The sequence below is a fragment of the Acinetobacter sp. YH12218 genome (assembly GCF_013417925.1).
Lineage (GTDB): Bacteria > Pseudomonadota > Gammaproteobacteria > Pseudomonadales > Moraxellaceae > Acinetobacter > Acinetobacter amyesii.
In genome coordinates this window covers 1-12840 of the sequence record NZ_VPDB01000077.1, presented here as the reverse complement: position 1 = coordinate 12840, position 12840 = coordinate 1, and the positions used below count along the sequence as shown (strand labels likewise).

At 40.8% G+C, this 12840-nt stretch carries 13 protein-coding genes; 8 read left to right on the top strand and 5 right to left on the bottom strand.

The annotated features are described in order from the left end of the window. Positions 1-147: 147 nt before the first annotated feature. Genes ybeY through miaB form a run of 3 tightly spaced genes read right to left on the bottom strand, consistent with a single transcriptional unit; the run spans position 148 to position 3227 of the window. Positions 148-630 carry an rRNA maturation RNase YbeY gene (gene ybeY / locus FTV03_RS15270; protein ID WP_078192431.1) on the bottom strand — a complete coding sequence of 161 codons (483 nt, stop codon included), beginning with the start codon at positions 628-630 and terminating at the stop codon, positions 148-150. Between the two features lie 9 nt (positions 631-639). Next, positions 640-1731, bottom strand: coding sequence for a PhoH family protein (locus FTV03_RS15265; protein ID WP_180003481.1), 1092 nt, complete (start codon positions 1729-1731; stop codon positions 640-642). 38 nt (positions 1732-1769) lie between these two features. Further along, the gene (miaB, locus tag FTV03_RS15260) at positions 1770-3227 is read right to left on the bottom strand and encodes a tRNA (N6-isopentenyl adenosine(37)-C2)-methylthiotransferase MiaB (protein WP_078192429.1); all 1458 of its coding nucleotides are present in this window, start codon (positions 3225-3227) and stop codon (positions 1770-1772) included. A gap of 307 nt (positions 3228-3534) precedes the next feature. On the opposite strand from miaB, the gene FTV03_RS15255 reads away from it, so the two are divergent. The 5 genes from FTV03_RS15255 to FTV03_RS15235 all read left to right on the top strand — a co-directional run bounded on the left by FTV03_RS15255 (position 3535) and on the right by FTV03_RS15235 (position 8188). After that, positions 3535-5511, top strand: a complete 1977-nt coding sequence (locus FTV03_RS15255) for a lytic transglycosylase domain-containing protein (protein WP_180008400.1) — start codon at positions 3535-3537, stop codon at positions 5509-5511. A 126-nt stretch (positions 5512-5637) separates the two neighbouring features. Further along, on the top strand, positions 5638-6219 hold the full coding sequence (locus FTV03_RS15250) for a ribonuclease I (protein ID WP_257220819.1): 582 nt from the start codon (positions 5638-5640) through the stop codon (positions 6217-6219). Positions 6220-6389: 170 nt separating this feature from the next. After that, positions 6390-7376 carry a malate dehydrogenase gene (locus FTV03_RS15245; RefSeq protein WP_180008396.1) on the top strand — a complete coding sequence of 329 codons (987 nt, stop codon included), beginning with the start codon at positions 6390-6392 and terminating at the stop codon, positions 7374-7376. Between the two features lie 188 nt (positions 7377-7564). Beyond that, complete coding sequence (locus FTV03_RS15240; RefSeq protein WP_078189235.1) at positions 7565-7825, top strand: DUF2789 family protein; 261 nt, start codon at positions 7565-7567, stop codon at positions 7823-7825. Between the two features lie 105 nt (positions 7826-7930). Then, positions 7931-8188, top strand: a complete 258-nt coding sequence (locus FTV03_RS15235; protein ID WP_078189234.1) for a DUF2789 family protein — start codon at positions 7931-7933, stop codon at positions 8186-8188. 51 nt (positions 8189-8239) lie between these two features. Here the strand turns inward: FTV03_RS15235 and FTV03_RS15230 are convergent, their stop codons facing one another. Then, complete coding sequence (locus tag FTV03_RS15230; protein WP_180008394.1) at positions 8240-8767, bottom strand: hypothetical protein; 528 nt, start codon at positions 8765-8767, stop codon at positions 8240-8242. A 71-nt stretch (positions 8768-8838) separates the two neighbouring features. Continuing rightward, a complete protein-coding gene (locus tag FTV03_RS15225; protein WP_180008392.1) occupies positions 8839-9441 on the bottom strand; it encodes a 2OG-Fe(II) oxygenase in 603 nt (200 codons plus the stop codon). Between the two features lie 114 nt (positions 9442-9555). Between FTV03_RS15225 and FTV03_RS15220 the strand changes: the two genes are divergently transcribed. Genes FTV03_RS15220 through FTV03_RS15210 form a run of 3 tightly spaced genes read left to right on the top strand, consistent with a single transcriptional unit; the run spans position 9556 to position 12394 of the window. Beyond that, positions 9556-10413, top strand: coding sequence for a 23S rRNA (adenine(2030)-N(6))-methyltransferase RlmJ (locus FTV03_RS15220; RefSeq protein WP_168379141.1), 858 nt, complete (start codon positions 9556-9558; stop codon positions 10411-10413). A gap of 41 nt (positions 10414-10454) precedes the next feature. Beyond that, positions 10455-11279 carry a CDP-diacylglycerol--serine O-phosphatidyltransferase gene (gene pssA, locus FTV03_RS15215; protein ID WP_180010549.1) on the top strand — a complete coding sequence of 275 codons (825 nt, stop codon included), beginning with the start codon at positions 10455-10457 and terminating at the stop codon, positions 11277-11279. Positions 11280-11317: 38 nt separating this feature from the next. After that, positions 11318-12394 carry a DUF6670 family protein gene (locus tag FTV03_RS15210; RefSeq protein ID WP_180042062.1) on the top strand — a complete coding sequence of 359 codons (1077 nt, stop codon included), beginning with the start codon at positions 11318-11320 and terminating at the stop codon, positions 12392-12394. Positions 12395-12840: the final 446 nt, after the last annotated feature.

Here is a 12840-nt window from a genome sequence, read left to right as displayed (position 1 = left end):
CATGAAATACGGTATTCTGATGTGACAAAACCTGAATCCTGGTCGTTAAAGTGTTTGTTTGCACTCATATTTTAACTGTTAGGACTCAGGTTTTTTTATTTAAAGCAAACTATGGGACAGCAGTGGCCGTAGCTCGCTTTTTTGTTCTTAATCTCTTTCCAGATAAGGGTTATCAAACCCTAATTTGGCTAAAATCTCGATCTCCAAAGCTTCCATTTCTTCAGCATCTTCATCAGAGGTTTCATGGTCATAGCCCATGAGATGCAACGTACCGTGTACCAGCATATGCGTAAAGTGGGTCAGGGGTGCTTTGCTTTGTTCTTGTGCTTCACGAAGAACCACAGGAATACAAATCACCAAGTCGCCAATCGGAAATGAGTCTAAAACTGCAGCCATTTCATCGGGGAGATCGCTCGGAAAAGACAACACATTAGTCGGTTTGTCTTTACCACGATATTCCAAGTTCAATTTGTGGCTTTCGTCATTGTCCACACATGCAATACCGATCTCACAATCACTTTGTGTATCGATATGACGTAAAGCCGTTTCCACGACTTTTTTGATATGCGCACGTTTCACCACCAATTCAGGTGACTGAAAATTTTGCTGCAAGGAGAGATTAAGTTTCAAAATGAATCCTTAAATGTTTTCGTCTTGATGCTGCCCATCAGCTTTAGCATCATTGTCCGCCACCAAGGCTTCCTGACGTGCTTTACGTTCTGCACGTTGTTCAGCTGTAAGGCGATGTTGTTCGCTGTCCCATCCCTCATAGGCTTCAACAATTTTTTGAACCAATTGATGACGTACCACGTCACGAGAGTGGAAGCGAGTAATATGAATTTCTTTGATTTTTTCAATCACACGTAAGGCATGTGCCAAACCAGATTGTTGACCACGAGGTAAATCGACCTGTGTAATGTCGCCCGTGATCACCGCTCGAGAACCAAAGCCTAAACGGGTGAGGAACATTTTCATCTGTTCAGGGGTAGTGTTCTGTGCTTCATCTAAAATCACAAAAGAATGATTTAAGGTACGACCACGCATGTAGGCCAGTGGTGCAACTTCAATCACTTGACGTTCAATTAGTTTTGCGACTTTTTCAAAACCGAGCATTTCATACAAAGCGTCATATAGCGGACGTAAGTAAGGGTCAATTTTTTGGCTCAAATCACCGGGTAAAAAACCCAATTTTTCACCGGCTTCAACCGCAGGGCGAACCAATAAAATGCGTTGAATTTCGTTACGTTCTAGCATATCTACAGCAGCGGCGACCGCGAGATAAGTTTTACCTGTACCCGCTGGGCCGATACCAAATGAAATATCGCTTTGTAAAATACGCTGTACATAGCGTTTTTGATTGGCACCACGTGGATTGATTCGACCTTTACGGGTTTGTAGATAAACATTGTCTAAACCGGTATGCTCATTTTCAGAAAAATCTTCCTGAATTTCGCGGTCAGTCTGACTGCCTTGAATCATCATGTGTAAAATGTCCGCACTAATCTGTGGATTGGTTTCGGACTCTTCATAAAGACGGTGAAGGAGACTTTCGGCTCTCTCTACCGCATCGATTTCCCCATCGATAAAAAAAGCATCTGCACGATGAGAAATTTTGACATCTAAACGTTGTTCAATTTGTTTGAGATGACCGTTATAGGCACCAAGCATGCTTTGTAAACGGTCAAGTGGAATACCAGCAAAAGTTACAGTACGTCGAATCGCTGCAGTCAAGAGAATTCCTTTAAATTGGTCTGACGATTAAGCTTACATTACGCCACGTCAGGCTCAAGATTCAAGAGTTCACCGTAAACAAACTTCAAAGTTTTAATATCGGTCACTTCAATCTCTGCAAAACGCCCAACCCATGCAGGATCACCGATAAAGCTAACCAAACGTGTATTGTCTGCAGTACCAATCAGCAAGTTCGGATCTTTGTCTGAAACAGACTCAATCAAGACACGTTGAATGGTTCCTAGCATTGCATCAGTTTTATCAATACTAGATTGTTTAATCCATTGTTGAACTTTTGCAAGACGTTCTTTTTTCACATCTTCAGGGGTCGTGTCTTCAAGTTCTGAAGCAGGAGTACCCGGACGTTTTGAGTAGATGAAACTGTATGAATGATCGAAATCCATATCTTGGATAAATTGATAAGTTTCTTCGAAGTTTTCGTCAGTCTCACCCGGAAAGCCAATAATAAAGTCGCTAGATAAATGCATATCAGGGCGAACTTGACGTAATTTAGCAATTTTATCGATATATACATCAATCGTGTGGTTACGTTTCATGGCTTGTAGAACGTCATTCGAACCACTTTGAACCGGTAGATGCAAGTGAGAAACCATTTGCGGTAAGTCACGGTAGCATTGAATCAAGTCATCGTTAAATTCAAGCGGGTGCGATGTGGTGTAACGAATACGACCAATCCCTGGAATCTCAGCAACTAAACGTAATAAGTCTGCAAAGGTACAGATTTCCCCTTCAAAAGTTTCACCACGGTAGCCATTCACGTTTTGGCCGAGTAATGAAATTTCACGTACGCCTTTTTCAGCTAAAGTGGCAATTTCAGCCAATACGTCATCGAGTGGGCGAGAAACCTCTTCACCACGGGTATAAGGAACTACGCAGAATGAACAGTATTTAGAACAGCCTTCCATGATAGAAACAAAGGCTTTAAACCCTTCTACACGCGGTTCCGGCAAAAAGTCGAATTTTTCAATGTCAGGGAATGAAATATCCACCAACTGAATTTTTTCTTTTTTTGGTTTGACCACTTGCTCAGTATGCTGATCGAGCATTTGTGGTAAACGATGCAAAGTTTGTGGGCCAAAGACCATATCGACATAAGGCGCACGTTTTTGAATGTTGTCGCCTTCTTGAGATGCCACACAACCACCGACACCAATCACAAGATCAGGATTCTTTTCTTTCAGTTTGCGCCAGCGGCCTAACTCAGAAAATACTTTTTCTTGTGCTTTTTCACGGATAGAGCAGGTATTCATCAGGAGAATATCCGCTTCTTTAGGGTCGTTCGTCAGCACATAGCCGTGAGAATCACCTAAAAGGTCGCCCATACGTTGACTGTCATACTCATTCATCTGACACCCTTGCGTTTCGATGTACAGTTTTTTCACTGCTCCATCTTGAGCTGGGGTGTGCTGTGGCTGGGTAACAGTGTTATCTGGGGCAGCTTGGGCACTATTGGGGATGAAGGTTTGAACCGTCATGTAGGCTCCTAAAGGAATTTTATGAAAATCAATAACCATACGTGGCTGACAGACAATTCAATCAATTGAATTGTGCAGCTGCGGAGGTCAAAAAGGGGATTTTAAGAATGGGCAATATTTTAGCAGTAATTCACTAGAAACTTACAGCCTAAAATTACAACTCTGCCATATTGATTTATGAAGTAAAAATGTTTGAAAATTAATATTGGCTAATCATAAGGTTACATAACAGAACACAATGCAGAGTTTAGAATTATTAAACTAATTCCTAAACAAAGTTCGATGTGCTGTAACTGAGCAGAATGACATGAAAGAAGGCAAGTGGATGTTAAAACATAATTTTAAACAGAAAAATTACGCTAAATTACTTGCTTTGAGTGTCGGGCTCTCCGGAATTTCTGCGTTTGTCCAAGCCGCAGATGAGCAGTTTAACGATGCTTTACGTGCTGCGAATGCAGGCAATATTAGTTTATTACAACAATACCAATCATCCATGCAAAATGACGTTTTGGGCTATTATCCAGAATATTGGTTACTGAATAACAATTTGGCTTCACAGCCAGCAAGTGCCATTATTAATTTTGCACAGCGCTATCCAAATTCGGCAATGGCAGAAAAATTAGCCGCAGATTATGTTGAAGAAAAAGTCAAACAAGCTGATTTCGCTACAGCACAGCCTGTCTTGCAATATGTGACTAATGCTGACCGTGCTGAAACATGTGCCATGGCTCAAGTCCGCGCAAAGTCGGGCGACCCTCTGGTCTACGCAGAATTTAAAGATGTATGGTTGACCACAAACTCACAACCTGACTCGTGTACGGGCTTGGGCCGTATGATGCTGTCGAGTCCTTTAATGACTCAAGATGACCGCCATCAACGGATGTGGGGACAGTTAAGAGCGGGTCAGTCAGGACAAGCGATTGCGACTGCGCAAACCATTGGCGTAAATATTAATTTGTCACAACTCAACACCATTCAAGCCAATCCACTGAATTATTTATGGTCTGCACCCAAAGCCACAGCTGAAGATCATGCATACCTGATTTATGCGATGGGTCGCTTGGCCGATAGCGACTTAAATGGCGCGATTTCTTCGGTGAAACGTGCAGCAGAAGGCACACCAGCCGATGTACAAAAAGCCCTATACCGTAGTGTCGGGTATATCGGTGGTACAACGGTAATGAAAAATAATTTCAACCGTGAAGTTCTAAATTATCTTGATTTGAGTTATGGACTGCCTTTTAGTGCAGAAGAAGCCGAGATTTATGCGCGACAAGCCATTCGTTTTGGCGCATGGGAAAGTGTCATTCGTGCAATTGATGCGATGAGCGTTTCGCAAAAGCAGGAAGACCGTTGGCAATATTGGTTAGCACGAGCATCTGAACAACGTGGAGATGCCTCATCTAAACGTGCGGCTCAAGACATTTATCGCAAGCTTGCCGTTGGCGATGATTACCATAATTTGTTAGCACGTGACAAAATTGGTCAGTCTTATAACAATATTCCGTCAAATGTGCAGCCTTCGTCACAAGATGCGCAGCGTCTCAGTCAGGATATTCACTTCCGTCGTGCCTTTGCATTGCGCAATATTAATGCATCTGACAGCTATATTAACCGTGAATGGAACTGGGCAGTGCGTCAAGCCTATTTAAAGCATGATGATGGCATGATTCTTGCCGCAGCTAAACGTGCAACCGATATGGGGTGGTATGATCGGGCGATTTATGCGGCAGATCGAACCACTAAACAGCACAATTATGCTTTACGTTATGCTATGCCGCATCAAAATTATGTGGTGAGTCATAGTCGTAATGCCGGCATTGACCCTGCATGGGCTTATGGTTTGATGCGTCAAGAAAGTCGGTTTGTCACTAGCGCACGTTCACATGTCGGTGCCGGTGGTTTAATGCAAATTATGCCAGACACCGCAAAATTGGTGGCTCGTCAGATGGGGGAGAGTTATAACCCCGCTGCATTAACGGATATGAATACCAATATTCGTTATGGCACTTTCTATTTATCGATGATTCAACGTCAATTGAGTAATAGTCCAGTCTTAGCGACCGCAGGTTACAATGCGGGTCCAAATCGTGCTCGACGCTGGCAGCCTGAATATCAAGCAATTGCAGCGGATCAATATACGGAATCGATTCCATTAACGGAAACTCGAGACTATGTAAAACATGTGATGACCAATGCAACCCATTACGGCCTTTTATTAGGTCAGGGGCCACAATCGATTGAAAAAAGAATGCAAATGATTCCATTACGGAATGCGCAATAAATTTTAAAGCAAGATGCGCCTGTTTTTAGGCGCAATATGGGTAAATGATGAATGCCGAAAATGGACATTAGACCTGCTTATCGAATACTGACATCACTGCTCATCGGCAGTGGTGCAGGCTTTGGTATGTCTATGCTTTCGGCTGCACCGGTTGTAAAAGGGTATGTGATGGATGTGCAAATGGTGCCTGCTGTTTGCGCCTATGACCCATTAAAAAGTAAAAAACGTAAATGTTTAGAAGGGTATTCACTCAATATCACGGGTCTATATCCAGAAACCTCTACACGTGATTGCACGACCAATAGTTCAGCTAAACTTTCTCCGTTGCAAGCGAAAGTGGTTGCACGGATTATGCCTGATGAAAATGCTCGCGTGGCTCTTTGGCACACTACCGGCGGCTGTGTCCCAATGAATGCTAGCCAGTATTTCAGAACCATTATTAATCATGCAGATAAGCTAAAAATTCCAGATGAATTGACCAGTCAAGAAACCCAATCCATTCAAGCCAATGTCTTGCGTAATAAAATGTTGCGTATGAACAGCGGATTGGTATCACAAAGTATTGAATTTAACTGTATGCAAACCCGTGGTGGTAGTCTGCTGACTGAGATTAAAATTTGCTATAAAAACAATGGTCAGTACAAAAGTTGCCCTGCGACTATCGTCGGAAATTGTCCTGCAACTTTCATAATTAAAGGTTCTTTCTAAGCTTTTTTCGGCATTTTATTTATATTTCCTATCATACTTTTGTTGAAAAGCATTCTCTTTTACATGCAAGCGTCAAAAGATTGGAGTACAATCTTTGCCGTTTATGATTATTAAGATTAGATAGAACAGCTATTTAATCATTATGACCTTCCTCAATTGGAGATAATTACATGAAGCAAGCAGTTCGTGTTGCCGTTACTGGCGCAGCTGGTCAAATCGGTTATAGCTTATTATTCCGTATCGCAAGCGGTGAAATGTTGGGTAAAGACCAACCAGTTATCCTTCAATTATTAGAAATTCCAGTTGAGAAAGCTCAACAAGCGCTTAAAGGCGTAATGATGGAACTTGATGACTGCGCATTCCCTCTTTTAGAAGGTATGATCGGTACTGATGATCCTAAAGTTGCATTCAAAGATGCTGACTACGCTCTTCTTGTAGGTTCACGTCCACGTGGTCCTGGTATGGAACGTGCTGACCTTCTTAAAGTAAACGGTGAAATCTTCATCGGTCAAGGCCAAGCGCTTAACGAAGTTGCTAGCCGTGACGTTAAAGTTCTTGTTGTAGGTAACCCTGCAAACACTAACGCTTACATCGCAATGAAATCTGCTCCAGATCTTCCAGCGAAAAACTTCACAGCAATGTTACGTCTTGACCACAACCGTGCGTTAACTCAACTTGCTCAAAAAGCGGGTGTTGCAGTTTCTGACATCGAAAACATGACAGTTTGGGGTAACCACTCTCCAACAATGTATGCTGACTACCGTTTTGCAAATGTAAACGGCGAAAGCTTAAAAGACAAAATCAACGATGCTGCTTGGAACAAAGACGTATTCCTTCCAACTGTTGGTAAACGTGGTGCTGCGATCATCGAAGCGCGTGGTCTTTCTTCTGCTGCTTCTGCTGCAAACGCTGCAATCGACCATATGCGCGATTGGGCTCTTGGCACAAACGGCAAATGGGTAACTATGGGTATTCCTTCTGACGGTTCTTATGGTATTCCTGAAGGCGTAATGTTCGGTTTCCCTGTAACAACTGAAAACGGCGAATACAAAATCGTTCAAGGTCTTGAAATCGACGAATTCAGCCGTGAACGTATCAACGTCACTCTAAACGAGCTTGAAGAAGAACGTGCAGCAGTTGCTGACATGGTTAAATAATTTAATTTTTTAAATTAAATTATAAAAAAAGCACTCCATTTGGGGTGCTTTTTTATGGCCTGCGAAAAATACCACGCTTAAGTTTTGAACAAAAAATAACACGTTGAGATGCTGTTGCAACTGACAAAGTCAATTAAACAGATAACTATGAAGATGGAAGAAATGTTTTTGGCTTGAGGAGAACGGCAATGTTTGATCAACAACCGACGTTGGAACTATTTTTTGAACAATTGGGGTTGGATGCAAGTCCGGAAGGCATCGATCAATTTATCGAAACGCATCAAATCACCATGGATGTTCCATTGCATGAAGCGCCATTTTGGACGAAGTCACAGCGCGACTTTATTATTAGTCATTGGAAAAAAGATGATGACTGGGCCATGGTGGTCGATATTTTAAATGAACAATTGCATACAGAACATAAGCTTTCAGGATCATGCAAAATCTAAATACAATTTGAAACAACAAACCTAGTTTTATCGCTAGGTTTTTTTAGCTTCATCATATAAGTTAATTAAATAATAAATGACAGATTAGTTGATAAGGAGGGCGAGATGCTCAATCAAAATAAACCATCCTTAGCTTTATTGTTTTCTCAATTGGGGTTAGCCAGCAGTCCAGCTGCGATCGAGTTATACGTCCGTACGCATCAGCTTGCTGCAAGTGAAAATTTACATGATGCGCCGTTTTGGAATAAAGCGCAGCGTGATTTTCTAATCAGTCATTTAGTACAAGATGATGATTGGGCTATTTGGATTGATGAGCTGAATCAACAGTTACATATGGATGCATATAAGCTGCAGCCGGCATAGATTTCATTTCTCCACAAATAAAAAAACACCTCTTCGGAGGTGTTTTTTTATTTAGTGCAGTTTGCTTTGGCGTAATTCTGCAAACCAATCTTCTTGGCGATAAGGATTAAATGCAGGATGCTCAAGTAAAGTTGTGAGTTTGAATTCTTGAGATTTGCAGTATTTATTTAACCAGTGGCGGGTTAACGCAGGTTCCTGTTTTACCGCAGAGGCATAGGCCAAGTAGAAGTAGATGTCGCCATGCTCAGCTTTGGACATCGGTTTCATAATCTGCTGGGTAATCAGGGCATAGCGCTGCTCTTGGGTGATTTCAAAAAATACCATATAAGCTTTGGCTAAATGCACAGACAGATTGATGTATAGCTCTATCGGCATTTCTTCAAATTCAATCCGGCTTTGTTCAAGCAGAACAATGGCTTCTTGCAGAAAATACACTTGTTCTTGATGGTTCTTGCTTAAGCCAACCAATTGCAGACGTAAGTCAGCACGCTCAAGGGCAAGTTCAGGGCTGTTGCCTTGTAGAAATAATTGATCGGTTTCGCCAATACGCTGAATGATTTGTTGACTGTTTTGACGCATCGGGTACATCCTCATCTATGAATGACTCATATATGAGGATAGTTTAAGGGATTTAAAGGAGGAATATCGAATTACCACATCGTGTTGTCATTACGCAGCCAAGCCGTAATCGATAAACGTTGATGTTTGGCTTCGAGTACCTCGTGTAATAGGTCACTTTGGAATAACGCAATGCGATTCGGTTTAGGTTCTAAAATATGCCAAACATCATTCTTATCTTGTAAGCGCAATTCACCGCCCCAGTCGGCTTGCCAATGTTCATGTAAATAATAAACCGCTGAAATGACACGTCCATTTTTGCCTTGAGGATTATCTTTATGCAGGGCATAAAATTCACCTGCGTTATAACAGGCAAAATGTGCTTCGACTTCGTGAATGCCAGAAAAAAATGCGCGATTAAATTGTTCTGATAAATGTTGTAAGGCTTGAACGTGTTCTTGTGCGACATCTAATGTGTCGTTAATCCATAAAATATGATCACTTCTAATTTTACTGATGACCCCATTTTGTACGGCTGCATCCCGAAATTTATTTAAATTTGACATACATTCTTCAACAAGTGCATGTATATATTCAGCAGGATAAGCGTCATCAATAATGCTAAACCCGTGTTGATCTAAATCATCGAGGATTTGATCAACCGGCCAAGACTTTGGGAGAAAGGCTGTTTCCATATACGATCCATAAAGTTGTGGAAAAAAAGGTGACGTATTCTAGAGCAAGAATAGCATCGGAATGAAACTATTTTTCATGCTAAAATGTCCGTTGATATCAGGAATTAAAGAAACATGAATTACCGTCACCATTTCCATGCAGGCAATTTTGCCGACGTGATGAAGCACGTTTTGCTGCTTCAGTTATTAAGTCGACTGAATGCAAAAGATAAACCTTATCGCTATGTAGATACACATGGTGGTGCAGGTAAATATGATCTTTCGACCTCTGAAGCACAGAAATCAGGTGAGTTTTTAAATGGTATTCATCGTTTAGTTAAGCTCGATGATTCGATTAAACGCAATGCGCCTGAAGGTGTTCAACAATATTTAAAAGTTGTTGAAAAAATGCGTGAAAACTTTGGTAAAGGCGCTTACCCAGGCTCTCCATGGTTTGCGCTCGAAGGCATGCGTGAAACTGATAAAGCCACGATTTTTGAAATGCAGCGTGATGTGTTCCAACAATTGCGCCACAATATTTTTGATAAACGTGCAGGCTTGCATGAGCGTGATGCTTACGAAGGTTTATTGGGCGTAATTCCACCAAAAGAAAAGCGTGGTTTGGTCATGATTGACCCGCCTTACGAATTAGAACGTAAAGATTTTCCACAGCTTGTAGAATTATTGGTGGCTGCTTATAAAAAATGGCCGACAGGCGTTTTTGCGGTATGGTATCCAATTAAAGACCGCGCGATGATTGAACGTTTTGAAAAGAAAATGTACAAAACCGGCATTCGTCGTCAGTTGGTTTGCGAAATTTGTGTATGGCCAGATGACACTCCAGTCGGTCTAAATGGTTGTGGTTTATTGGTGATTAACCCACCTTGGAAATTCTCTCAGGATGCGGATGAAGCATTACAATGGTTGTTCCCACATCTTCGTATGAATGAAAATGGTGGTCATGCAGCCGTACGTTGGTTAGTTGGCGAATAATTTTAAACTTGAAAAAGAAAGGTCACAGTTAGGATCGAACAATGACAAATACAAATAAACCTGAGCGGGAAATTTCTTCGAAGGATGAAAATGCATTTGATGGCATTACATTTGAAGTTGAAGAAGAGGAGCACACCCATGAAGGGCATAAAGTGAAACGTCGTGGGATCTATCTGTGGCCAAACTTGATTACAACCGCAGCGTTGTTATCCGGCTTTTATTCAATAATTGCCAGTATGAATGGTGAATTTCAACAAGCCATTTATGCTATTTTTCTTGCAGCATTATTTGATGGTTTGGATGGACGTGTCGCACGTGCTATCGGCGCACAAAGTCCATTTGGTGAACAGTTTGACTCCTTATCAGACTTGCTAGCATTTGGTGTTGCACCTGCCATTTTAATGTATAGCTGGAGTCTAAATGACTTAGGCCGTATTGGCCTGGCAGCATGTTTTGTTTACACCGCATGTGCAGCCTTCCGTTTGGCACGTTTTAACGTACAAATTGGGGTCGTCGATAAACGTTACTTTATTGGTGTTGCAAGTCCACTCGCAGCCGTTATGATTATTTCATTGGTATGGGTAGGTATGGATATCCCTGCGGTCTTCGACTTACGCGAAATAGGTATTCAGATTTTTAATGCGGTAGTGATTATTGCAGTGGGTCTATTGATGATCTCAAATGTAAAATACTATTCATTTAAAACGGTGGATCGTCGCCGTGTTCCATTTGCCGTGTTACCAATAATCGTCTTTGTTTTAGCAGCTGTAACGTATAATATTCCAATGGGTATTTTAATTATTTCAGTGATTTATGCATTGTCTGGTTTTGTCACCACCTTAATGGCAAAAAAGGCAGAAGCATGAGTTAAAGCATGAAATAAAAAAATGAAAAGGAGCTTGATATGCAGATATTTCAAGATTTCTTGGATCAATCAAGGCGACTGAATCAAGCTCCAGATTTACAACATAAAAAAATAAATTTACATGCGCCGAATACGCCTTATCCTTCAGTCCATTATGGACTTTGTCTACCGAATCTTCCTGCGCCATTACATTATCTTAACTTTATGAGTTGGCTCGGGCAGCCTCAGATTCCTGCTTTTCAAAATCCTGCGTCCATTCAACAAGACGAACTCAATACAGCCACAGTAATGACCAGTGTGAGCGGTCATATGGTTGGTCAATTACAATCATATTCCATTAAAGATGACTGTAGTCTGAGTGATACCGTCTTTAAATTTAGAGATAAAGAGCAGATCGGTTGGGATGGAGCGGTATTTCAAATCCATCGAGCAGATACTGAACTCAGTTTAGATTTGTCCGTGCAAACTACCGATATTTCCTCGTGTTTAATTAAATTAAGATTAGGTCTTGCTGAATATTGGTCAGTGATGTGTCAATGTGAAGGTCAAATCAAATTTCAGGGCCAGATGTATGATGTAAATCAGTTGGCTGTTTTGTCTTATGCACAAATACGCAAGTTTCCATATTTACCTTTAGCGTTTTATACCCATCAGGTAATCAACCTTAGCCGACAGCGTCAAATTATCTTTATGCAAACGCGAGATCGTTATAACAATATTTTGAGTTCGCGTTTATATCTAAGAGATTTAAATCAGCAGCAAGTGTTCATGGCAGACCAAGGTGTGTTCTTTAAAGTCATGCGCGTTTATCCCGTTGTTAAAACCCCAAATTTGCAAAAAATGTATTTGCCACGTGAATTTGAATGGATTTACCAAAATGACAAACTGAAAATACATATACAAGCGCAGAGTCGTGGGGATTTTAAATTTGGACTCGGCGCAGGCTATGCAGGAAGCTTTAACTATCAAATCAAAATCAACGACGAAATCGAGTGTGGGGAAGGTGGTTACTGTGAATATGTCGATTGTCGAGCTTTAAAATGGCAAGAAAAGAATGAAAAAGATAAATTAACGGACAAATATGGAAATATTGTCCCTTTTATGCTCAAAAAATAGTAAAAAAATTTGATTTAGTAGAATAAATAAACAAACGTAATGAAAAACTAAAAATAAATGGAAAAAGGTGTTGCAACGAATGTGAAATGCTGTAGAATGCACATCCATCGGCGGTGATGAAGATTAAAACTTCTGATAAAACAATGACTTGGTTGAATTGATTAAGTTGGGTTTTATTTGATAAGTTTAAAAATAATTTGAATTACTGGTTGACTCTTTAGAAATAAAGAGTAATATAGCCGACCTAGCTTGCTGGTGACGAACCAACAAGAAGATCATTAAGAGATTATGAAGAACAACTTGTGTGGATTTTTACTAGTTGATTGATCGAAATTATTTTCATTGATTGATGGTAGAAATTACTCGAAGTTTATTTGAGCAAATTTTTGTCAGTAATTGATGAGCCAAGATTGGTACACTATATGTACTATTGATTTTAAACTGAA

Excerpts from the sequence above, each read along its gene's own strand:
- miaB (WP_078192429.1), bottom strand. The coding sequence starts at position 3,227 with ATGACGGTTCAAACCTTCATCCCCAATAGTGCCCAAGCTGCCCCAGAT.
- pssA (WP_180010549.1), top strand. The coding sequence starts at position 10,455 with ATGACAAATACAAATAAACCTGAGCGGGAAATTTCTTCGAAGGATGAA.
- FTV03_RS15225 (WP_180008392.1), bottom strand. The coding sequence starts at position 9,441 with ATGGAAACAGCCTTTCTCCCAAAGTCTTGGCCGGTTGATCAAATCCTC.
- FTV03_RS15250 (WP_257220819.1), top strand. The coding sequence starts at position 5,638 with ATGTCTATGCTTTCGGCTGCACCGGTTGTAAAAGGGTATGTGATGGAT.
- FTV03_RS15220 (WP_168379141.1), top strand. The coding sequence starts at position 9,556 with ATGAATTACCGTCACCATTTCCATGCAGGCAATTTTGCCGACGTGATG.
- FTV03_RS15255 (WP_180008400.1), top strand. The coding sequence starts at position 3,535 with ATGAAAGAAGGCAAGTGGATGTTAAAACATAATTTTAAACAGAAAAAT.
- FTV03_RS15235 (WP_078189234.1), top strand. The coding sequence starts at position 7,931 with ATGCTCAATCAAAATAAACCATCCTTAGCTTTATTGTTTTCTCAATTG.
- FTV03_RS15240 (WP_078189235.1), top strand. The coding sequence starts at position 7,565 with ATGTTTGATCAACAACCGACGTTGGAACTATTTTTTGAACAATTGGGG.
- FTV03_RS15210 (WP_180042062.1), top strand. The coding sequence starts at position 11,318 with ATGCAGATATTTCAAGATTTCTTGGATCAATCAAGGCGACTGAATCAA.
- FTV03_RS15230 (WP_180008394.1), bottom strand. The coding sequence starts at position 8,767 with ATGCGTCAAAACAGTCAACAAATCATTCAGCGTATTGGCGAAACCGAT.
- FTV03_RS15245 (WP_180008396.1), top strand. The coding sequence starts at position 6,390 with ATGAAGCAAGCAGTTCGTGTTGCCGTTACTGGCGCAGCTGGTCAAATC.